Below are 20367 nucleotides of genomic sequence, written 5' to 3'. Positions count from 1 at the left end.
AAGCCAATAGTGCTTGCACTAGAGCTTTTCGTATGTATCAGTTGTGGACAAAAGACCTTTTGTGCACAATATCATTATTATATAATATAAGAAAGACCGCTTTTTGCGGAGAAATGAGTGAACATGCTGATAGTAAAAAAATTCGGCGGAACTTCAGTTGCCGACAAAGACAGAATATTTAATGTAGCAAAGCGCTGTATTCGCGATTACGAGGCTGGAAATGACGTGGTAGTCGTACTTTCCGCGATGGGAAAATATACAGATGAACTTATTGCAAAAGCAAAGGATATCAACCCAAATCCACCAAAAAGAGAGATGGATATGCTCTTTACAATCGGAGAACAGATGTCTGTGTCATTAATGGCAATGGCAATGGCACAGCTTGGTGTTCGCGCTGTATCATTAAACGCATTTCAGGTACCAATGAGAACAACAAGTGCGTATGGAAATGCCCGCCTGAAAAAAATTGACACTGAGCGTATTCGCCGTGAGTTAGATGACAGAAAGATTGTTATCGTGACAGGTTTTCAGGGTGTCAATAAATATGATGATTACACAACACTTGGACGCGGAGGTTCAGATACAACAGCAGTTGCACTTGCAGCTGTGCTTCATGCTGATGCTTGTGAAATCTATACCGATGTGGATGGTGTTTATACGGCAGATCCAAGACTTGTGCCGACTGCACGAAAGCTTGAGTCTATTTCTTATGATGAGATGCTTGATTTGGCTGCGCTTGGTGCAGGAGTGCTGCACAGCCGCAGTGTTGAGCTTGCAAAAAAATACGGCGTACAGCTTGTTGTGCGCTCTAGTTTAAATGAGTCCGAAGGAACAATTGTGAAGGGAGTTGGAAAGAAAATGGAAAGAATGTTGATCAGTGGTGTAGCACTTGACAGGGAGGCAGACCGTATCTCAGTAATAGGAATTGCAGATGTGCCAGGAAGCGCATTTAAGCTGTTCCATACGCTTGCAAAGAATAATATAAATGTCGATATTATCATTCAGTCTGTAGGACGTGATGGAACAAAAGATATTTCTTTTACTGTGCCGCACAATAACTTAGATGAAGCAGTCGAGCTGTTAAACAACTGTAAAGATCAGCTTGGATTTGATCATATCGAATACAATTGTGATGTTGTAAAGCTTTCAGTAGTTGGATCAGGTATGATGTCTCATCCAGGTGTTGCAGCAAAGATGTTTGAGTGTCTGTATAATGAAAATATCAATATTAACATGATTGCAACATCTGAGATCCGTATAACAGTATTGATCCCAGAAAAGGATGCGCTGCGTGCAATGAATGCAGTTCATGATGCATTTGGGCTGGCAGAGTAATGTGAGCTAGTTAACCTGACAGGTTATAGTGTGGTCAGCGAAGTAAAAAAGATTTATCACATGAGAAAGGACAGGAGAAAAATGCAAGTGACAGAAACAATCCGCTATGTAGGAGTGAATGATCATCAGGTTGATTTATTTGAGGGACAGTATCATGTGCCGAATGGCATGTCATATAATTCCTATGTGATTCTTGATGAGAAAGTCGCAGTTATGGATACTGTAGATATTCATTTTGGAGAGGAATGGATGGCAAATGTAAAGGCAGTGCTTGCAGGACGTACGCCAGATTATCTTATCGTTCAGCATATGGAGCCAGATCACTCTGCAAATATCAGCCGCTTTTTAGAGGAATATCCGCAGGCAACAGTAGTAGCAACTGCAAAGGCATTTGTTATGATGAAGCAGTTCTTTGGAAATGATTATGCAGACAGAAGAATTGTTGCTTCTGAGATGAGTGAGCTTTCATTAGGTGCACACACACTTCACTTTGTGATGGCACCGATGGTGCATTGGCCAGAGGTTATGGTTACATATGAGAGCAGTGAGAAAGTACTGTTTTCAGCTGATGGCTTTGGAAAGTTTGGTGCACTAGACTGTGATGAGCCGTGGGATGATGAAGCAAGACGCTACTATATTGGTATTGTAGGAAAATATGGTGTTCAGGTGCAGGCGCTTTTAAAGAAGGCAGCAGCACTTGACATTGCGGTAATCTGTCCGCTTCACGGCCCGGTACTGACAAGTGATCTGTCTCACTATGTAAATCTTTATCAGCTGTGGTCAACTTACACACCAGAGAAAAAGGCAGTTGTGATCGCATATGCTTCTGTATACGGAAATACAAAAGAAGTAGCGCTTATGATGGCAGAAGAGCTTCGTAAAAAAGGACAGGAAGTAATAGTGCATGATCTGGCAAGATGCGATATGGCACAGGCTGTAGCTGACGCATTTTGCTGCAGCAGTTTAGTGTTAGCATCAATTACCTACAATGCAGACTGTTATCCGTGTATGAAGACATTTATTAATCAGCTTGTTGAGCATAATTATCAAAACCGCATTGTTGGCTTTATCGAAAATGGAAGCTGGGCACCAATGGCGGCAAAGGTGATGCAAAAGATGCTGGAAGGCTGCAAGAAACTGACATTCGCAGAGAACGTTGTGACTGTGCGCGGTGCTGTTACTGAATTGGCAAAGCCACAGGTCAAGGAGCAGATGAGCGCGCTGGCAGCAGAGTTAAAGTAAAATAAAAAAGCCCCCCATCAAGGGGCTTTTTATTATTTGAGCAGGTATACATACATTACGATATAATGGCAAAAGCTGCCAACCATTACAAACAGATGAAAAATCTCATGACATCCAAAGTTGATGTGGCGATTTTCAAAAGCAGACAGCTTCAGCGCATAGATGACACCGCCTGCAGTGTAAATAAGACCGCCGGCGAGAAGCCATAAGAAGCATCCAGTGCTTAGTGTGTTTAGAAGCTGAGGAAATGCAAAGACACATGCCCAGCCAAGTGCAATATACAAAACAGAAGAGATCCACTTTGGACAGTAAACCCAGAAATATTTAAAGCCCATGCCAAGAAGTGCAATAATCCACACGACTGCCAACAGAATATATCCTGTCATGCCAGGAATTGCTAAGAGGCATACAGGAGTGTAGCTTCCGGCAATCAGCACAAAAATCATCATATGGTCAAGCTTTTTGAGCGTTTCTTCATATGGGTGTCCTGCTGGAATAGTGTGGTAAGCTGTACTTGCAGAATAAAGAGCAACAAGACTGATTGAGTAAATGATCATTGCAATGATATTTACAGGCTGATGAGTCTGGGCAGCTTTTATTAAAAGCGGTGAAGATGCACCGAGTGAAAAAATAGCACCGATAAAATGTGTTATTGCACTTGCTGGGTCTTTAATATATAGGGTATGGCGCCTGGCCTGATTGTTTGCAAGTTTTTTATTTGAAATAGATTCAGCGCCGCTGTAATATGCTGTAGATGTATTCATAATCATACCTGCCTTTCCTGATAAAATAGTTCTTAATAGTTTTATATGAATATTACTACATGTAGTTTTTGAAACCACATATCAGTATACACATATTATACACGAAAGATTAAAAAAATCAAGATAAAATGTAGAGAAAAGAGAAACTAAAGATGGCAAATAATATACAGCCAGAAATGATACGTACAACGAAGAATCAGCGGGAACGCTTTGCGTATGCATTAGAACAGGTTGTGGGAAAGGATCATGTGAGGGATGGAATAGGAACACTCTCAGAAAAGACAGTTCATGCAGTTTTAAAATATTATTATGAACAGGATCAGTCACACCATGAAATTATTCTTGAAAAAAGTGTTGCCGATATTTTTACGGGAAGTGAAGTGATAGAGATTCAGACACGCGCATTATATCGCCTGAAACCAAAGCTTGAAAAATTTTTGCCGCTCTATCCTGTAACAGTAGTATATCCGATTCCTTATGATAAGTGGGTTTGCTGGATCAATGAAGAAACAGGTGAAATAACGCAGAAACGAAAATCACCTAAAAAAGGAACCCCCTATCTTGCCTTTAAAGAGCTTTACACAATTCGCGACTTTTTACAGGATCCTAATTTTCATGTGCGTCTTGTTTTAATGGATATGGAAGAGTATCGCATTTTAAATGGATGGAGCAAAGATAAAAAGCGTGGTGGAGAGCGCTTCGACCGCCTTCCGCTTCGATTAGAGGACGAAGTTGTTTTAGACAGTGCAAGAGATTATCTTCAACTTCTTCCACTTGAGTTAGCCGAGGAATTCACAAGCGCAGACTTTGCAAAGCTTGTGAAAATCCCAAGACAATTGGCAGGTACGGTGTTATTGGTTCTCTGGCAGTTAGGGCTTGTTGAGAGAGTCGGAAAGGTGGGAAATCGATATTTGTACAGAGTGGCAGCCAATGCTTCAGATACTAAAGATAGTGCATCATCCTAAATTTCAATTTGAACTTTTTTCTTAAAGAATGGTACAAAGGAAATATGAAAAATAAAAAGAACATATGTTTAAAAAAGAATATTGAAAACTAGACCGAGTTATAGTATAATAGCAAGAAATAAAAGGCTTGTAGGTAGGTGGAATATGCTGGAAAAAATGATAGAACTTACAAACGAATATATAGAGAGTATGCCGAAAAAAGAGCGTAAAAAGTATGGACAGTTTTTTACAAGTATGGAGACTGCTCGTTTTATGGCAGCTTTATATAATATAGATGAAAAGAAGAGTAGGGTAAGTGTGCTTGATGCAGGAGCAGGTTCAGGCATATTGTCATGTGCCTTCATTGAAAGATTAGAAATGATAGATTCTATTCAAGAAATTGAGCTTACTTGTTATGAGAATGATAATAATGTATTGCCATTGTTAAAACAAAATTTGGAATACTGTAAAGAAAAATCTGGAAAAAAAATTGATATTAATATAATCGAAGACAATTATATTCTTAGTCAGTATCTTGATTTTAATCATATGATAGGGGGAAATGATGATCCTAAGAAATATGATTTTGTAATTGGCAATCCTCCATATATGAAAATTTCTAAAGATGCTCCAGAGGCAACAGCAATGCCAAAGGTATGCTACGGGGCACCAAATTTGTATTTTATTTTTGCTTCCATGGGACTGTTTAATTTATGTGAGAATGGAGAAATGGTATATATCATTCCTCGCTCATGGACATCCGGAGCATATTTTAAACGGTTTAGAGAGTATTTCTTGACGGTAGGCAAACTGGAACATATTCATCTTTTTGTTAGTCGTAGTAAGGTATTTGACAAAGAGAGTGTATTGCAAGAAACAATCATTATTAAGGTAAGAAAAACGGATAAAATGCCAGAAACAGTTACCATTACATCCTCGAAATCAAATAGTGACTTTGGAGAAATTACTTCATTGACTGTTCCGTATGATTTGGTTGTAGCTGGAGAGGATTATTATGTTTACCTTGTGACAGATGAAAACGAAGTAGAAGTTTTGAGAAAACTTCACAAATTTGATAAAACGCTACCAGCAATTGGTGTAAAAATGAAAACTGGATTAACGGTGGACTTTCGTAATCGTGAAATTTTACGTGATAAGGAGGAGGAAGGAGCAATCCCTTTATTTTATTCTCAGCATATAAAACAGGGAAAGGTAGAGTTCCCGATACAGAAAGAACATGAATATGTGGTGACAGAACAAAAAGGATTGATGCAGGATAACAAGAATTATTTATTTGTGAAGAGATTTACAGCAAAGGAAGAACCACGAAGATTACAGTGTGGAGTATACCTAGCAAAAAGATTTCCGCAATACAAAAAGATAAGTACACAGAATAAAATTAATTTTGTGGATGGTGTATTAACGGAAATGTCGGAATGTCTGGTATATGGGTTGTATGTATTGTTTAATTCAACACTTTATGATGAATATTACCGCATTTTGAATGGATCTACGCAGGTTAATTCAACAGAGATCAACGCAATGCCTGTGCCAGACGTGGAAGTTGTTCGGGAAATGGGAAGAAAACTACTTAAAAGTAAGGATTATTCAGAGGCAAATTGCAATTTAATATTGGAGGGATACTATGGATAAAAAAATAGAAGAAACAAGGGAATTTCTGCAAATGATAGGTATGCCGAAGGCACAGCAAGCGGATATATGTTGCTATGTGATACTGGCAATGGCAGGAGTAAAACCAGATATGTCATGGAGTGAAACAACAAATGAATGGATTCGTATTCATGATATAATTCAGTTTGTTAATACATTTTATGATATGAGCTATGCGGAAAACAGCAGAGAAACGTTTAGAAAACAGGCTCTGCACAGATTCCGGACAGCCGCTTTGATAGAGGATAATGGAAAAGCAACCAATAGTCCGAATTATCGGTACAGATTGACGGAAGAAACAGTCGAAATGTTAAGAACTATGGGAACGCCAGCGTGGAAGACATCTGTAAAACGCTTCCTTTACTACCATGAGAAATTAATTGATTTGTATGTTTCAAAAAAGAAAATGACAATAATGCCGGTGAATATAAATGGTGAAAGCTTTAAATTCTCTACGGGTAAGCATAATGAACTGCAAAAAGCTATCATTGAGGAATTCGCACCAAGATTTGCCCCCAATTCTGAATGCCTATATGTTGGAGATACAATAGAAAAAGATCTAGTAAAAAATGTAGAAAAACTGAAAGAGTTGGGATTTGAAATTACGTTGCATGATAAAATGCCAGACATTGTGCTGTACCGGAAAGATAAGGACTGGATTTATTTTGTGGAATCGGTAACATCAGTCGGTCCGATGGATCCGAACCGAATATTGGAAATAACAGAAATGACAAAAGATGTTACAGCTGGAAAGATATTTGTAACCGCTTTTCTGGACTTTAAGACATATAAAAAGTTTGCAGAGGATCTTGCGTGGGAAACAGAAGTCTGGATCGCTGAAATGCCAGAGCATATGATACATCTGAATGGGGATCGGTTTATGGGACCAAGGTGATTTTGCAAAATTTGCAAACTAGGCTAAGGCTACGACAATTATAATTTACTGACAAGTAGTTTTCAAAACTAGTTCTCGTTTTATTATTGACACAATAAAAAATTAGTGATACCATGATTCAAGGAAGATAAAAACTAAGCGAGAGCTTGTGAAAAAAATAGAAAGGTGCAGTTTTATGTCAGAGTATTGCATTATCAGTGATGGCTCCTGTGATCTGCCAAAGGATCTGGCTGCCAAAGAAAATATCACGGTTGTACCGTTTTATGTATCATTTGATGAGAAAAATTATATGAAGGAAGGCGTGGATATTGGTGTACGCGATTTCTATCAGAAAATGGTAGATAATAAAGGTGTATTTCCAAAATCATCTCTTCCATCTGTGCAGGATTATATGGAAGTTTTTGAGCCTATTATAAAGCAGGGAAAGGGAATCGTTTGTATCTGTATCACATCGAAGTTCAGCGGTTCTTTACAGTCAGCAACTAATGCAAAAAATATTCTTCTTGAAACATATCCAGATGCCAAAATTGAAGTGATTGATTCGATGGTTAATACTGTTTTGCAGGGATTATTTGTACTTGAAGCTGCAAAAATGTGCAAAGCAGGCGTGCCGATGGAAGCTTGTGTGAATGAGCTTCTTGATATGCGTGAGAGCGGAAGAATCTTCTTTACAATTGGAAGCATTGATTATTTAAAGCATGGTGGACGTATTGGAAAGCTTTCTGGCTTGGCAGCATCAGTGCTTGGAATTAAACCGTTAATTACCTTGAAGGATGGCGAGATTTATAACTCTGGCGTTAGCAGAAGCAGAAAAGCTTCTATGGCTAAGGTAATTGAGCTTTTAAAGCAGTATATAGAAGAGCGAAAGATCGACATGAAAAAGTGGCAGCTATGTATTGGATTTGGTTATGACCGTGAAGAAGCTGCTGCATTTCAAAAGCAGCTTTTGTCAGCACTTGGCGGCATAATAACAGAGGCAGAATGCCCTTGTTTTCAGATTGGAGCAACAATTTCAGTTCATACAGGTCCGTATCCGATTGGCGTTGGATTTATTAGAAAGCAGACGCTTTGTTAATAAAATAAAAAAGTCCCAGCCGTGTTTTACCACGGTCTGGGATTTTTTATGTCATATGGATACTTAATGCTTGCAAAAAATTGTTCGGTCATATGAAATGTCTCTGCAAGTGCGCAGACCTTATCAGCCAGGCATACAAGCCATGCTTCACGACATGCTGGCGGAACAGGTGTCAGCGGAAACATGTGGCGCAGAATGATATTTTGAGTGCGGTCACTTAAATTCCAGTCAGCAGTGGCATTGATTAGAGCACGCTTTGGATGGGTAAAACCATGCAGACGATGGCTGGGATCATTCTCATGCCAGTCATAAAGAAAATAGTCATGTAAAAAAGCGCCCATAAGCAGGCTTTGCTTGGAAACAGAAATATGAAGACGATACGAAAACCATAAACTTACATAGGCAACGGCAACGCAGTGACTGTAAACGCTAGTATCACCGTGCTGGATAAATTGTCTTGTTTTAGAAAACTGTCCTGAATTGCTGATATAGCGAAAGAAATCATTGAAGTAACGGTCTCTGGCAAGTCTGCTGTGCATGTCATATCCTTTCTTTGATGAGGTCAAAATTTATTAGCTGTCGCTATTATAGCTAAGGTCAAGGAAAAATGCAACTAATATTTGCAGCAAAGCCTGAAACCAGTTTCGTTATAGTTCACTGGACACCCATTCGCAAAACCGAACTATAATCAAATAATCCATTGAAAAGAAAAAATTACTATGATATACTTTTAACAAACAATAGAAGCAGTGAAAAAATTTTTCTGCAACGAAATGAGATGGAGGATAAAAATGAAAAAATATTGTTTTGGAATTGATGTAGGCGGAACAACCGTAAAGATGGGACTTTTTACTACTGAGGGAGAACTTCTTGATAAGTGGGAAATCCCAACAAGAAAAGAAGATGGAGGCGCTTATATTCTTAACGATGTAGCAGCATCTGTAGAAGCAAAGTTAGCTGAAAAGAATATCGCAAAGGAAGATGTTGCTGGAGCAGGAATCGGTGTTCCAGGACCGACACTTGATACTGGATATGTATCCATCTGTGTAAACTTAGGTTGGAAGGATAAGAATCCGGCAAATGAGTTGTCAGAGTTATTATCAATTCCTGTAAAGGCAGGAAACGATGCCAATGTTGCAGCTCTTGGCGAGATGTGGAAGGGCGGCGGCGAAGGCTATCTTGATGTTGTACTGCTGACACTTGGAACTGGCGTTGGCGGCGGTATCATCATAAATGGAGAGATCGCACCGAGCCACAGAGGAGTTGGCGGAGAGCTTGGTCATATTACGGTAAATCCAGATGAGGAAGCTACCTGTAATTGTGGAAATCACGGATGTCTTGAGCAGTATGCATCAGCAACAGGCGTTGTACGTATCGCAAAGAAGCTTCTCGCTGCAAGTAAGGAGGAATCTTCACTTCGCACACTTGAAACAGTTACGGCAAAGGATGTGTTTGATGCTGCAAAGGCAGGAGATCATCTGGCAGTTGAGGCAGTTGAGGTACTTGGAAAGTATCTTGGACTAGTTGTAGCAAATGTGGCACTGACAGTTGACCCAGATGTATTTGTTATCGGCGGCGGTGTGTCAAAAGCAGGTCAGGTACTGATTGATGTGATAACAAAGTATTATCACAAGTTTGCAAAAATTATAGGAGACAACAAAGCAAAGGTTGTTTTGGCAAAGCTTGGAAATGATGCTGGAATCTACGGTGCTGCGAGAATGGTTTTAAAATAAACAGCAATTAAAAAGCCATGGGGACGAATGTTTTTTCATCCTCATGGCTATATAAAAGTTTGAGGAGAATTGAAAGAGAAAAACATGAAAGAAAACAAATGGAAAAAATTTGCACGCTACTATAAGCCATATTTGGGCAGCTTTGCAGCAGATATGTTTTTTGCTATTCTGGGAGCAGCTGTAACGCTTATTATCCCGATGGTAGTGCGCTATATCACGGGCACAGTTATCTATGAAGAGCCAGATAAGGCGATGAAGGATATTGCTGTGCTAGCAGTCGTTATGATTGCTTTAGTTGCAGTCGAATTTGTCTGTAACTATTTTATTGCAACAGTAGGCCACAACATGGGTGCAAAGATGGAAACAGATATGAGAACAGAAATCTTTGACCATTACCAGAAATTGTCTTTTAGCTTTTTTGATAATCAAAAGGTTGGACAATTGATGTCAAGAGTAACAAACGATTTGTTTGACATTAGTGAACTGTTTCATCATGGACCAGAGGATGTAGTGATTTCACTTATCAAATTTATTGGAACCATGGTGATTTTATTAAATATTCATAGTGGTTTGGCGCTTTGTGCGGCAGCGAGCCTTCCGTTTATGCTTGTGTTTGCTTATGTATATAATGGAAAATTAAAAAGAGCATTCAAGAGAAATCGTGATCGTATTGCTGATATTAATGCACAGCTTGAGGACAGCCTTTCAGGTGTACGTGTTGTCAAAAGCTTCGGAAATGAAGACGCTGAGATGGGTAAGTTCCAGAGTGGAAATAATGCCTTTTTGGAGAGTAAAAAGTCAGCGTATAAAATAATGGGTATTTATAACTCTGGTATGGGTGTTTTTACAACATTAGTTACCATAGTGGTAGTAGTTGCCGGCGCTGTATTTTTGACAAATAAGACTTTAGAAGTTGCTGATCTTGTAACCTTTATGCTGTATATCAATAACTTCACCGATCCGATTAAGCGTCTTGTAAGCTTTACGGAGCAGTTTCAAAATGGAGCTTCAGGATATGAGCGTTTCCTTGAGATTATGAATGTAGAGCCAGATATAGTTGATGATAAGCACGCTGTAGATGTTGGAACACTTCAGGGAGATATCTCTTTTAAGAATGTCATGTTCCATTATGTTGATACTGATACAAATGTATTGTCAAACTTGACACTTGATATTAAGGCAGGAGAATACGTGGCACTTGTGGGTTCCTCCGGTGCAGGAAAGACAACAATGTGCAGCCTTATTCCTCGTTTTTATGATGTAACATCAGGAGAAATTGATATTGATGGTATGGATATTCGAAAGATGACGCAAAAGAGTCTTCGAAGAAACATAGGAATTGTACAGCAGGATGTCTATTTGTTTGCAGGTACAGTAAAAGACAATATACGTTATGGAAAGCCGGATGCAACAGATGAAGAAATAATTGCAGCTGCAAAAAATGCCAATGCGCATGAATTTATTATGCAGCTTCCAGATGGTTATAATACTGATATCGGACAGCGAGGCGTGAAGCTTTCAGGCGGTCAAAAACAGCGTTTGTCATTGGCGCGCGTATTCTTGAAAAATCCGCCAATTTTGATCTTTGATGAGGCAACATCAGCACTCGATAACGAAAGCGAGAAAATCGTACAGGATTCTCTTGAACATCTGGCAAAAAATCGTACCACACTTGTAATTGCACACCGTCTCTCAACAATCAGAAATGCAAAGCGCATCCTTGTATTAACAGAAGATGGCATAGCAGAAGAGGGAACCCACGATGAACTCATGGCAAAGAACGGAGTATACGCAAACTTCTACCATATCCAGGGTGTGACCGCGTAAATTGCGAAACCATTACACCGAAGGGCTTTAGTAATCTGAATCCGTAAACCAGAAAAAACAACTGGATTTTTTTGTAAAGGTATGATAAACTTTTAAATAGTTCTTGCAAGGCTGATAAGTCTGCAAAGGAAAGGTGGTATACGATGAGTCAGAAAAAAGTAGACGAGTATAAGAATTATAAGAAAAACCGCCGTGAGAATATCAAAAAGGAAAAACGCAAGGAGCGTCTGACTATGGCAGCCATGTGGGGCGCAGTTGTAGTGTTTATCGCATGTGTAGGAGGTGCGATGGGCGTTTCTATCTACAACAAGTATCAGGCAAAGCAGGCGGCACTTCCAACTTACGGTTCCACAAGTTTTATTCTTTCTGATATGGCAGGCATTCAGAAAGATGATACAGAAGACAAGACACAAAGCGAGACAGAGAATGAGTCCGAAGAGGCTTCCTCTTTTGAGTCTTCTGAGTCTGAAAGTGCATCTGATGAAGCAGCAGCTTCTGAGGAAGCATCAAATAAGGAGACACTCACCCAGACAGAAAACGAAGAGACAGAGTCCGAGAGTGCAGAAAAATAATCACAAAAAAGGGCTTTGCATGCATATGCGAAGCCTTTTTGCTTTTCACGTAAAATGTGAACAGATGAAAGAAAAATGTGATCTTTGATGACAAAATAGAATTTAGACGAAATATACAAAAAAGAAAACCGGACAAAGAGGAGGCCCCGGTATCTTGAGGGAGATAACCGGGGCGATTATGAAAAACACTATATGCAAAATGGATAAAGAAAAGAAGAAAATTTCTTTTTCTTTATGTATAAAGTATAAAAATTATATATGACTCTAATATGAATATAATGTAAACAAATTGTGAACAATGGAGGCGAAATGATGGAAGAAAAAGAAGAAATGGCAAAGGTTTTTGTAGTAGGTCACAGAAATCCAGATACAGATTCAATTTGCTCAGCAATTTCGTATGCTAATTTAAAAAATACGTCAGATGACGGCAAGCAATATGTTGCCTGCAGGGCAGGACGTGTAAATGAGGAGACAAAATATGTGCTTAATTATTTTGGCATACAGGAGCCAGAGCTGGTTGAGGATGTGAGAACACAGGTCAGAGACATTGATTTTAGAAGAACACCTGGCGTTCAGAGAAATATTTCATTAAAGACGGCATGGCGCATCATGAAGGATGAGCGTGTTGTAACAGTTCCAGTTGTAAACAGAAAGCGTCTTGAGGGTGTTTTAACAGTAAGTGATATTACGGACTCATTTATGGAAGCATATGACAGTGAGATTTTATCAACGGCACATACGCGCTACTGTAATATCGTAGATACACTTGAGGGTACGCTTCTTATTGGAGATGAGAAAGCTTACTACACAAAGGGAAAGGTTCTTGTTGCGGCGGCAAACCCAGATTTGATGGAAAGTTATATCAGTAAGCACGACTTAGTTATTCTTGGAAATCGCTACGAGTCGCAGCTTTGTGCAATTGAAATGGAAGCAGACTGCATTGTTGTCTGCGAGGGTGCACCAGTATCTTTAACAATTAGAAAGCTTGCTCAGGAGCGTGGATGTACAGTTATAAGCACACCATTTGATACCTTTACTGCAGCACGTTTTATTAATCAGAGTATGCCAATCAGTTATTTTATGAGGCGTGATCATCTTATTACATTTGAAGAGGATGAGTTTATAGACGATATTCGCGATACAATGGCATCTGTTCGTCATCGTGATTTTCCAATCATTAATAGCCAGGGACAGTATCTAGGCACCATTTCCCGTAGAAATCTTCTCGGTGCCAAGAAAAAGCAGGTAATTCTTGTAGATCATAACGAGAGCGGTCAGGCTGTGCGTGGTATTCAGGATGCACAGATTCTAGAGATCATTGACCATCATCGTCTTGGTACGATTGAGACGATGACACCAGTATATTTCAGAAATCAGCCGCTTGGCTGTACAGCAACGATTATTTACCAGATGTATCAGGAACAGGGGGTTGAGCTTACAAGAGAAATTGCAGGACTTCTTTGTGGTGCCATCATTTCTGATACTCTGCTGTTTCGTTCTCCGACATGTACAGCGATTGATCGCATGGTAGCAGAGAAGCTTGGAATGATTGCAAAAATTGATCTGGAAAGTTTTGCAAAGGAAATGTTTGCAGCCGGAAGCAATTTAAAGAATAAGACAGAGGAGCAGATTTTCTTCCAGGATTACAAGCGCTTTACAATGGAATCATTAGAGGTTGGAGTTGCCCAGATTAGTTCAATGAATCCAGATGAGCTGTCAGAACTGTGCACACGCATGCCAGCCTATCTTGAGAAGGCAGCAGAACAGCAAAAGGTGGATATGATCTTTATGATGCTGACTAGCATTATAGATGAAAGCACAATACTTCTGTGCTATGGAAAAAATTGCGAAAAGATCGTTCAATATGCATTTACAAAACAGCTGACAGATGGAAAGGTTGAACTGCCGGGCGTTGTATCAAGAAAGAAGCAGCTTGTACCAGCTTTAATGACAGGCATTCAGATGATGATGCAGTAAATATGATCATGATTTTTATAAACTTTATTAAGAAAAATAGACAGACAAAAAAGAAAGTGAGAAAATAATGAGCAAACAAATTTGGAGACCTGGCAATATGCTTTATCCGGTACCTGCCGTTCTTGTAAGTGTTGCAGACAGTGCAGGAAATGATAATTTAATTACGATTGCATGGACTGGAACAGTGTGTTCTGATCCGGCAATGACTTATATTTCCGTTAGAAAAGAGCGTTATTCACATCATATGTTAAAGGAAAACAAGGAATTTGTAATAAATCTCGTGTCAAAGGAAATTTGCCGGGCAGCAGATTTTTGTGGTGTGCGCTCTGGCTGTGATCTGGACAAGTTTGAGGCGACAGGTTTGACAAGAGAAAAGGCTTCTACAGTTAATGTTCCTCTTGTAAAGGAAAGTCCTGTTAATATTGAGTGCAAGGTGACGCAGGTGCTTGAGCTTGGCAGCCATGATATGTTTCTGGCAAAGGTTACGGCTGTGCAGGTTGATGAGTCACTGCTTGACGAAAAGGGAAAGCTTGATTTAAATAAGGCACACCTTGTCGCATATTCACATGGAGAGTATCAGACATTTGACAACATCCTTGGAACCTTTGGCTATAGCGTGAAGAAGAAAGACAAAAAGGAAAAAAAGAAGCACTGACGAAAAAAAGTTCGAGTGACAATAGCTGTCAGTTACTAATTCCAAACGCATGTTTTAGAAAAATATTACAAAATTGTTACATGAATATGTCCCTTTTGCAATAAAAGTCATAAAGTTATTTAGAAGAGGTTTACAAAGGCGAAAAGTATGTTATAATGAAACAGACTTGATAAAATAGGCAAGTCATAATCAGGTTTAATTCGTCATAATGCACGAAACGCTTATAGCTTAAAATAAATGTAACTAAAAATCAAAGACAAAGATAAGCTGAATTGCCAATAAAACCAAGTGGCAGAACAGACAATATTAGTTTGATGTCTGTCATGAGGTTTTTGCTTCATGCCGGTATTTTCAGCCTGTCAGACTCCAAACATACCGATTATTGATTGGAACGGGAGATAGAAATATATGGAACAATATGTAATAAAAGGCGGGAATCCGTTGGTGGGCGACGTTGTTATTGGCGGTGCCAAAAATGCAGCGCTTGGCATACTGGCTGCAGCGATCATGGCAGATGAGTTTGTAACAGTTACAAACCTTCCGGATGTAAAGGATGTAAATATCCTTCTGGAGGCAATCAGTGAGACAGGTGCGGCAGTAGTACGCGATGAACGCCATACCGTCAGATTAAATGGAAAAACAATCGGAAGCTGTGTTGTAGATAACAGCTATGTAAAGAAGATGAGAGCATCATATTACCTTCTTGGTGCGCTTTTAGGAAAGTATCACCATGCAGAGGTTGCCCTTCCGGGTGGATGCAATATCGGAAGCCGTCCGATTGATCAGCATTTAAAGGGATTTCGTGCTCTTGGCGCAACTGGAAAGATCAGCAATGGTATGATTATTGTTGACGCAAAAAAGTTGGTTGGTGCGCGTATTTATTTCGATAAGGTATCAGTAGGTGCGACGATTAATGTTATGCTGGCTGCTACGTTGGCAGAGGGGCGTACAGTTCTTGAAAATGTTGCCAAGGAACCTCATATTGTAGATGTTGCGAATATGTTGAACAGTATGGGGGCTAATATTAAGGGTGCCGGTACTGATGTGATTCGTATTGAAGGTGTGAAGAAGCTTCATGGAGCTGAGTACAGCGTTATTCCTGATCAGATCGAGGCAGGAACATTTATGATGGCTGCAGCAGCTACAAGAGGTGATATAACTGTTAAAAACGTTATTCCAAAGCATTTAGACTGCTTAAGCTCTAAGCTTCGTGAGATAGGCTGTGAGGTTTCTGAGTTTGATGATGCTGTACGTGTTGTCTGTAAAGAGAGACTTCATGCAACATCAGTAAATACACTGCCATATCCAGGTTTCCCGACAGATATGCAGCCGCAGATGTCAGTTGTACTGGCACTTGCTCGCGGTACTAGCGTTGTGACAGAGAGTATTTTTGATAATCGTTTCCGCTATGTGGATGAGCTTATTCGCATGGGTGCAAGCATTCAGGTGGAGAGCAACATCGCAATCATAAATGGAATCGAGCAGTTTTCAGGTACATCAGTTACAGTGCCAGATCTTCGTGCCGGTGCAGCGCTTGTTATTGCAGGCTTGGCAGCACAGGGTGTAAGTGTGCTTGAGGACATCGTATACATTAAAAGAGGCTATGAAGATTTTGCAGAAAAGCTCACTAGCCTTGGCGGTATCATCGAGGAAGTGGAGACAGAGAAGGATATCCAGCGTTTTCGCCTGAAAAATGGCACAACTAATTGGTGATCGTTGATTTATAAACAACAAAGAAAAAATAAAAAAAACACTTGCTTTTTGATGCAAACAGGGTTATAATCCCATTTGCAAAAAAGAATACCCCCTTATTCAGAGTGATGGAGATACATAGGATCAGTGAAGTCACGGCAACCCCTTGCAAAAGGAAGGTGCCAACCTGAGCGAGCAGGCATTGCCTGCAGTCGAACAATAAGAGGTGAACGGATAAATAGAATGTTGTCGGTCCGCCCCTTAAGGGCGGACTTTTTTAGCGCAAGCAATTCACACGTCACGTTAGTTTTGAAAATGTGCATCCGTGAATTGCGCATATATAAGATACGAAAGAGAGGAAAATTTATGGCACATTATTTATTTACATCTGAATCTGTAACAGAAGGACATCCAGACAAGGTCTGCGATCAGATCTCTGATGCAGTATTAGACGCAATGCTCGAGCAGGATCCGATGAGCCGTGTTGCATGCGAAACATGTACTACAACTGGTCTTGTTATGATTATGGGTGAGATCACCACAAATGCATATGTTGATATCCAGAAGGTAGCAAGAGATACTATCAGAAAGATTGGTTATACCGATGCTGAATATGGCTTTAGCGCAGACAGCTGTGCGGTTATGACAGTTCTTGACGAGCAGTCTACTGATATCGCAATGGGTGTTGATAAGTCTCTTGAGGCAAAAAATGGTGAGGATAAGGACGATTTGGATACAGGAGCTGGTGATCAGGGTATGATGTTTGGTTATGCAAGCAACGAAACACCAGAGCTTATGCCATATCCGATTTCTCTGGCACATAAGCTGGCACGCAGACTGACAGAGGTTCGTAAGAATGGAACATTGTCTTATTTAAGACCAGACGGCAAGACTCAGGTTACTGTTGAGTATGATGAGAATGATAAGCCGGTACGTCTTGATGCTGTTGTTCTTTCTACTCAGCATGATCCGGATGTAACACAGGAGCAGATCCGTGAGGATATCAAAAAGTATGTATTTGACGAGGTAATTCCAGCAGAGTTGGTAGATGAGAAGACTAAGTTTTTCGTAAATCCAACAGGTCGTTTTGTTATCGGCGGACCACAGGGTGACAGCGGTCTGACAGGAAGAAAGCTGATCGTTGATACATATGGCGGTATGGCAAGACACGGCGGCGGTGCTTTCTCAGGAAAGGACTGCACAAAGGTAGACCGTTCAGCATCATACGCAGCACGTTATGTTGCAAAGAATATTGTAGCAGCAGGTCTTGCACAGCGTTGTGAGATCCAGGTTTCCTATGCAATTGGTGTTGCACATCCGACATCTATCATGGTAAATACATTTGGAACAGGTGCAGTAGAGGATTCAAAGCTTGTTGAGATTATCCGTGAAAACTTTGATCTTCGTCCGGCTGGAATCATTAAGATGCTTGATCTGAGACGTCCGATCTACGCTCAGACAGCAGCATATGGTCACTTCGGCAGAACTGATATTGATCTTCCGTGGGAGAAGACTGATAAGGCAGAAGCGCTGAAGAAGTATCTGGCATAAGATGGCAGGATACAGCAATCAGAAGGTGTTCATTCTGTACGAGGATGAACACCTTCTCGTAGTAAAAAAGCCTTTTGGCATTGAATCACAGCGTGGAAAAAGCTTTGCAATGGATCAAGAAAGTCTTCTTCGCGGTTATTTGTCCTCAAAAACAAAGACAGATAATCCATATCTGGCTGTCGTACACAGATTAGATCGTCCTGTAGCCGGTGTGATGGTCTACGCAAAGACAAAAAAAGCTGCGGCAGATCTAAGTGCACAGCTGCAGACAGAAAATTTTTCAAAAAAATATGAAGCTGTCGTAAGTGGAATAGTACCAGCATGTGAGGGCAGGCTGGAGGATTATTTAACGGCAGACAAGCGAACAGGTACAACATCAGTATCAAGTAAGGCAGATCCATTGGCAAAAAAAGCCGTTTTAACATGGAAAGAGATTGCAAGAGAAGAAGTAAAATCAGGTGAGATATTATTGCCATATGCAAGCAGTCCCTCACCAGAGGGTGGGTGGCATTTTTTGTCTATTGTGCTTGAGACGGGGCGTCATCACCAGATTCGTGCACAGCTTTCTCATGCGGGGATGCCTATAGCAGCAGATGTGCGTTATGGCGGTGCAAAGGTGTATGGACCACGCGGTGCAATCGCTTTATGTGCAGCACAATTGTCATTTCGGCATCCGATAACAGGAAAATACTTGACATTTTCCTGGAATGATGATACCAATATAACAGCAGTTAATGGAAGGTGATCAGACATAACTGCGGTCAGACTAATTGTTGAGGAGATACGATTATGAAGAAGGTTGTAAAGTTTGGCGGAAGCTCTCTGGCCAGCGCAGAACAGTTCACAAAGGTAAAAGACATCATTTGCAGCGACATCGACAGACGTTATGTGGTTCCATCTGCACCGGGAAAGCGTTTTTCTGGTGACACTAAAGTAACTGATATGCTCTATACATGTTATGCAGCTGCAGAGCAGGACGAAGATTTTTCTGATAAGCTTGCTAAAATTCAGGCAAGATACAATGAAATCATTAACGGTCTTGGACTAACCCTTTCACTTGACACGCAGTTTGAGGAGATTGCGTCAAAGTTTGCAGCAAAAGCTGGAAAGGAATACGCAGCCTCCCGTGGTGAATACTTAAATGGTATTATTATGGCAAACTATCTTGGATATGAGTTTGTAGATGCAGCAGAGGTTATTCGTTTTAATCATGATGGTTCCTTTAATGCAGCTGTCACAAACAAGATTATGTCTAAGCGTCTTGAGAAAGTAGAGCGTGCCGTAATTCCAGGATTTTTTGGTGCAGAGGAGGATGGCACCATTAGAACATTCTCAAGAGGCGGTTCTGATATAACTGGTTCTATCGTTGCAAGAGCCGTAAATGCTAATCTGTATGAGAACTGGACAGATGTTTCAGGCTGTATGGTAGCAGATCCGCGTATCATTAGAAATCCGGAGCCAATTACAACAATCACTTATAAGGAGCTTCGTGAGCTTTCTTACATGGGAGCTTCCGTTCTTCATGAGGATGCAATATTCCCAGTACGTCAAGCAGGTATTCCGATCAATATCAAAAATACAAATTCACCGGAAGACAGAGGAACTATGATTGTAGAAAAGACCTGCCATGTGCCGAAGTATACAATTACTGGTATTGCAGGAAAGAAGGACTTTGTGGCAATCAATATCGAGAAAGATATGATGAATGCAGAGATCGGCTTTGGAAGAAAGGTACTGGAAGCTTTTGAAAAATATGGTATTTCCTTCGAGCATATGCCAAGTGGTGTTGATACCATGACTGTTATTGTACATCAGAGCGAGTTTGAGGAGAAAGAGCAGAAGGTATTGACAGAAATCAAGCATCTGGTTCACCCGGATGTGCTTGACCTTGAACCGGATATCGCTCTTATTGCAATTGTAGGACGTGGTATGAGAGAGGCAAGAGGAACAGCAGGACGCATCTTCTCAGCGTTAGCTCATGCAAAGGTAAATGTAAAGATGATTGATCAGGGTTCTAGCGAGATCAACATCATCGTTGGTGTAAAAAATTCCGAGTTTGAGACAGCAATCAAAGCAATTTATGATATTTTTGTAGTTTCTCAGCTCTAAATTGGTTGACAAATCAAATTTTGTTTTGTAAGATAGAACCATTCAGATTATAAATCTGCATGGTGCAATGAAGAAGAATAGTACTTTCAGGCGGTTTCACAGAGAGTATGCGGTTGGTGAGAGCATACAAATGCGCGGGAACGAACCTACTTTGGAGCATTCCAGGAAACTGGACGCAGCCAAGCGTTACAGGCATAAAAAAGAGAAAACCGCATGGTTTTAATAAGGGTGGTACCGCCGAAGCAAAGAATGATTTGGTCCCTTGTCAGTAAAAATTGCTGACAGGGGACTTTCCTATTATCCACCCGAATCAAAAATGGAGGTT

At 40.3% G+C, this 20367-nt stretch carries 17 protein-coding genes, 1 riboswitch and 1 other annotated feature; of the genes, 15 read left to right on the top strand and 2 right to left on the bottom strand.

All coding sequences use genetic code 11. The features are described 5' to 3' along the window. Positions 1-123: 123 nt before the first annotated feature. On the top strand, positions 124-1335 hold the full coding sequence (locus LKD48_RS00860) for an aspartate kinase (protein ID WP_066557073.1): 1212 nt from the start codon (positions 124-126) through the stop codon (positions 1333-1335). An 81-nt stretch (positions 1336-1416) separates the two neighbouring features. Continuing rightward, on the top strand, positions 1417-2577 hold the full coding sequence (locus LKD48_RS00855) for an FprA family A-type flavoprotein (RefSeq protein WP_308730873.1): 1161 nt from the start codon (positions 1417-1419) through the stop codon (positions 2575-2577). Between the two features lie 32 nt (positions 2578-2609). On the opposite strand, the gene trhA is transcribed toward LKD48_RS00855, so the two are convergent. Further along, positions 2610-3341 (bottom strand): PAQR family membrane homeostasis protein TrhA, encoded by a 732-nt coding sequence (trhA, locus tag LKD48_RS00850; RefSeq protein WP_082868720.1) that lies wholly within the window; start codon positions 3339-3341, stop codon positions 2610-2612. A gap of 152 nt (positions 3342-3493) precedes the next feature. On the opposite strand from trhA, the gene LKD48_RS00845 reads away from it, so the two are divergent. From LKD48_RS00845 to LKD48_RS00830, 4 genes are all read left to right on the top strand, one after another. After that, positions 3494-4306: a DUF8091 domain-containing protein gene (locus LKD48_RS00845; RefSeq protein ID WP_308730872.1), complete on the top strand. Its 813-nt coding sequence runs from the start codon at positions 3494-3496 to the stop codon at positions 4304-4306. 144 nt (positions 4307-4450) lie between these two features. Beyond that, complete coding sequence (locus LKD48_RS00840) at positions 4451-5938, top strand: Eco57I restriction-modification methylase domain-containing protein (protein ID WP_308730871.1); 1488 nt, start codon at positions 4451-4453, stop codon at positions 5936-5938. After that, a complete protein-coding gene (locus LKD48_RS00835; protein ID WP_308730870.1) occupies positions 5931-6851 on the top strand; it encodes a BsuBI/PstI family type II restriction endonuclease in 921 nt (306 codons plus the stop codon). The genes LKD48_RS00840 and LKD48_RS00835 overlap by 8 nt, the downstream gene beginning before the upstream one ends. A 175-nt stretch (positions 6852-7026) precedes the next feature. After that, entirely contained in the window at positions 7027-7926 is a 900-nt protein-coding gene (locus LKD48_RS00830; protein WP_308730869.1) for a DegV family protein, read from the top strand. Between the two features lie 26 nt (positions 7927-7952). On the opposite strand, the gene LKD48_RS00825 is transcribed toward LKD48_RS00830, so the two are convergent. Beyond that, positions 7953-8465, bottom strand: a complete 513-nt coding sequence (locus LKD48_RS00825) for an HD domain-containing protein (RefSeq protein ID WP_118613685.1) — start codon at positions 8463-8465, stop codon at positions 7953-7955. 252 nt (positions 8466-8717) lie between these two features. Here LKD48_RS00825 and LKD48_RS00820 point away from each other — a divergent pair, with 252 nt between their 5' ends. The 9 genes from LKD48_RS00820 (at position 8718) to LKD48_RS00780 (ending at position 20042) form a co-directional block, all read left to right on the top strand. After that, the gene (locus LKD48_RS00820) at positions 8718-9659 is read left to right on the top strand and encodes an ROK family glucokinase (protein ID WP_118613683.1); all 942 of its coding nucleotides are present in this window, start codon (positions 8718-8720) and stop codon (positions 9657-9659) included. 84 nt (positions 9660-9743) lie between these two features. Then, positions 9744-11486 (top strand): ABC transporter ATP-binding protein, encoded by a 1743-nt coding sequence (locus LKD48_RS00815; protein ID WP_118613681.1) that lies wholly within the window; start codon positions 9744-9746, stop codon positions 11484-11486. A gap of 143 nt (positions 11487-11629) precedes the next feature. Then, positions 11630-12058 carry a hypothetical protein gene (locus LKD48_RS00810; protein WP_118613679.1) on the top strand — a complete coding sequence of 143 codons (429 nt, stop codon included), beginning with the start codon at positions 11630-11632 and terminating at the stop codon, positions 12056-12058. 312 nt (positions 12059-12370) lie between these two features. Then, positions 12371-14035 carry a putative manganese-dependent inorganic diphosphatase gene (locus tag LKD48_RS00805; RefSeq protein WP_408628569.1) on the top strand — a complete coding sequence of 555 codons (1665 nt, stop codon included), beginning with the start codon at positions 12371-12373 and terminating at the stop codon, positions 14033-14035. Between the two features lie 67 nt (positions 14036-14102). Next, positions 14103-14690 carry a flavin reductase family protein gene (locus LKD48_RS00800; protein WP_118613677.1) on the top strand — a complete coding sequence of 196 codons (588 nt, stop codon included), beginning with the start codon at positions 14103-14105 and terminating at the stop codon, positions 14688-14690. 408 nt (positions 14691-15098) lie between these two features. Continuing rightward, positions 15099-16403, top strand: coding sequence for a UDP-N-acetylglucosamine 1-carboxyvinyltransferase (locus tag LKD48_RS00795; RefSeq protein WP_066563527.1), 1305 nt, complete (start codon positions 15099-15101; stop codon positions 16401-16403). Between the two features lie 92 nt (positions 16404-16495). After that, positions 16496-16608, top strand: a riboswitch (SAM riboswitch). A 140-nt stretch (positions 16609-16748) separates the two neighbouring features. Continuing rightward, positions 16749-17933 carry a methionine adenosyltransferase gene (gene metK / locus LKD48_RS00790; protein ID WP_308730867.1) on the top strand — a complete coding sequence of 395 codons (1185 nt, stop codon included), beginning with the start codon at positions 16749-16751 and terminating at the stop codon, positions 17931-17933. Position 17934: 1 nt separating this feature from the next. After that, a complete protein-coding gene (locus tag LKD48_RS00785) occupies positions 17935-18678 on the top strand; it encodes an RluA family pseudouridine synthase (RefSeq protein WP_308730866.1) in 744 nt (247 codons plus the stop codon). A gap of 44 nt (positions 18679-18722) precedes the next feature. After that, positions 18723-20042, top strand: a complete 1320-nt coding sequence (locus tag LKD48_RS00780) for an aspartate kinase (protein ID WP_308730865.1) — start codon at positions 18723-18725, stop codon at positions 20040-20042. A 58-nt stretch (positions 20043-20100) separates the two neighbouring features. Beyond that, positions 20101-20308, top strand: a binding site (T-box leader). Positions 20309-20367: the final 59 nt, after the last annotated feature.

It is taken from the genome of Anthropogastromicrobium aceti, from assembly GCF_020687335.1.
Classification (GTDB): domain Bacteria; phylum Bacillota; class Clostridia; order Lachnospirales; family Lachnospiraceae; genus Anthropogastromicrobium; species Anthropogastromicrobium aceti.
The sequence above is the reverse complement of the archived record's forward strand: the minus strand, read 5'-3'. Positions and strand labels throughout refer to the sequence as shown.

Bases quoted from the DNA above. Each gene is read 5' to 3' on its own strand.
- LKD48_RS00860 (WP_066557073.1), top strand. From the start codon at position 124: ATGCTGATAGTAAAAAAATTCGGCGGAACTTCAGTTGCCGACAAAGAC.
- LKD48_RS00855 (WP_308730873.1), top strand. From the start codon at position 1,417: ATGCAAGTGACAGAAACAATCCGCTATGTAGGAGTGAATGATCATCAG.
- trhA (WP_082868720.1), bottom strand. From the start codon at position 3,341: ATGAATACATCTACAGCATATTACAGCGGCGCTGAATCTATTTCAAAT.
- LKD48_RS00845 (WP_308730872.1), top strand. From the start codon at position 3,494: ATGGCAAATAATATACAGCCAGAAATGATACGTACAACGAAGAATCAG.
- LKD48_RS00840 (WP_308730871.1), top strand. From the start codon at position 4,451: ATGCTGGAAAAAATGATAGAACTTACAAACGAATATATAGAGAGTATG.
- LKD48_RS00835 (WP_308730870.1), top strand. From the start codon at position 5,931: ATGGATAAAAAAATAGAAGAAACAAGGGAATTTCTGCAAATGATAGGT.
- LKD48_RS00830 (WP_308730869.1), top strand. From the start codon at position 7,027: ATGTCAGAGTATTGCATTATCAGTGATGGCTCCTGTGATCTGCCAAAG.
- LKD48_RS00825 (WP_118613685.1), bottom strand. From the start codon at position 8,465: ATGCACAGCAGACTTGCCAGAGACCGTTACTTCAATGATTTCTTTCGC.
- LKD48_RS00820 (WP_118613683.1), top strand. From the start codon at position 8,718: ATGAAAAAATATTGTTTTGGAATTGATGTAGGCGGAACAACCGTAAAG.
- LKD48_RS00815 (WP_118613681.1), top strand. From the start codon at position 9,744: ATGAAAGAAAACAAATGGAAAAAATTTGCACGCTACTATAAGCCATAT.
- LKD48_RS00810 (WP_118613679.1), top strand. From the start codon at position 11,630: ATGAGTCAGAAAAAAGTAGACGAGTATAAGAATTATAAGAAAAACCGC.
- LKD48_RS00805 (WP_408628569.1), top strand. From the start codon at position 12,371: ATGGAAGAAAAAGAAGAAATGGCAAAGGTTTTTGTAGTAGGTCACAGA.
- LKD48_RS00800 (WP_118613677.1), top strand. From the start codon at position 14,103: ATGAGCAAACAAATTTGGAGACCTGGCAATATGCTTTATCCGGTACCT.
- LKD48_RS00795 (WP_066563527.1), top strand. From the start codon at position 15,099: ATGGAACAATATGTAATAAAAGGCGGGAATCCGTTGGTGGGCGACGTT.
- metK (WP_308730867.1), top strand. From the start codon at position 16,749: ATGGCACATTATTTATTTACATCTGAATCTGTAACAGAAGGACATCCA.
- LKD48_RS00785 (WP_308730866.1), top strand. From the start codon at position 17,935: ATGGCAGGATACAGCAATCAGAAGGTGTTCATTCTGTACGAGGATGAA.
- LKD48_RS00780 (WP_308730865.1), top strand. From the start codon at position 18,723: ATGAAGAAGGTTGTAAAGTTTGGCGGAAGCTCTCTGGCCAGCGCAGAA.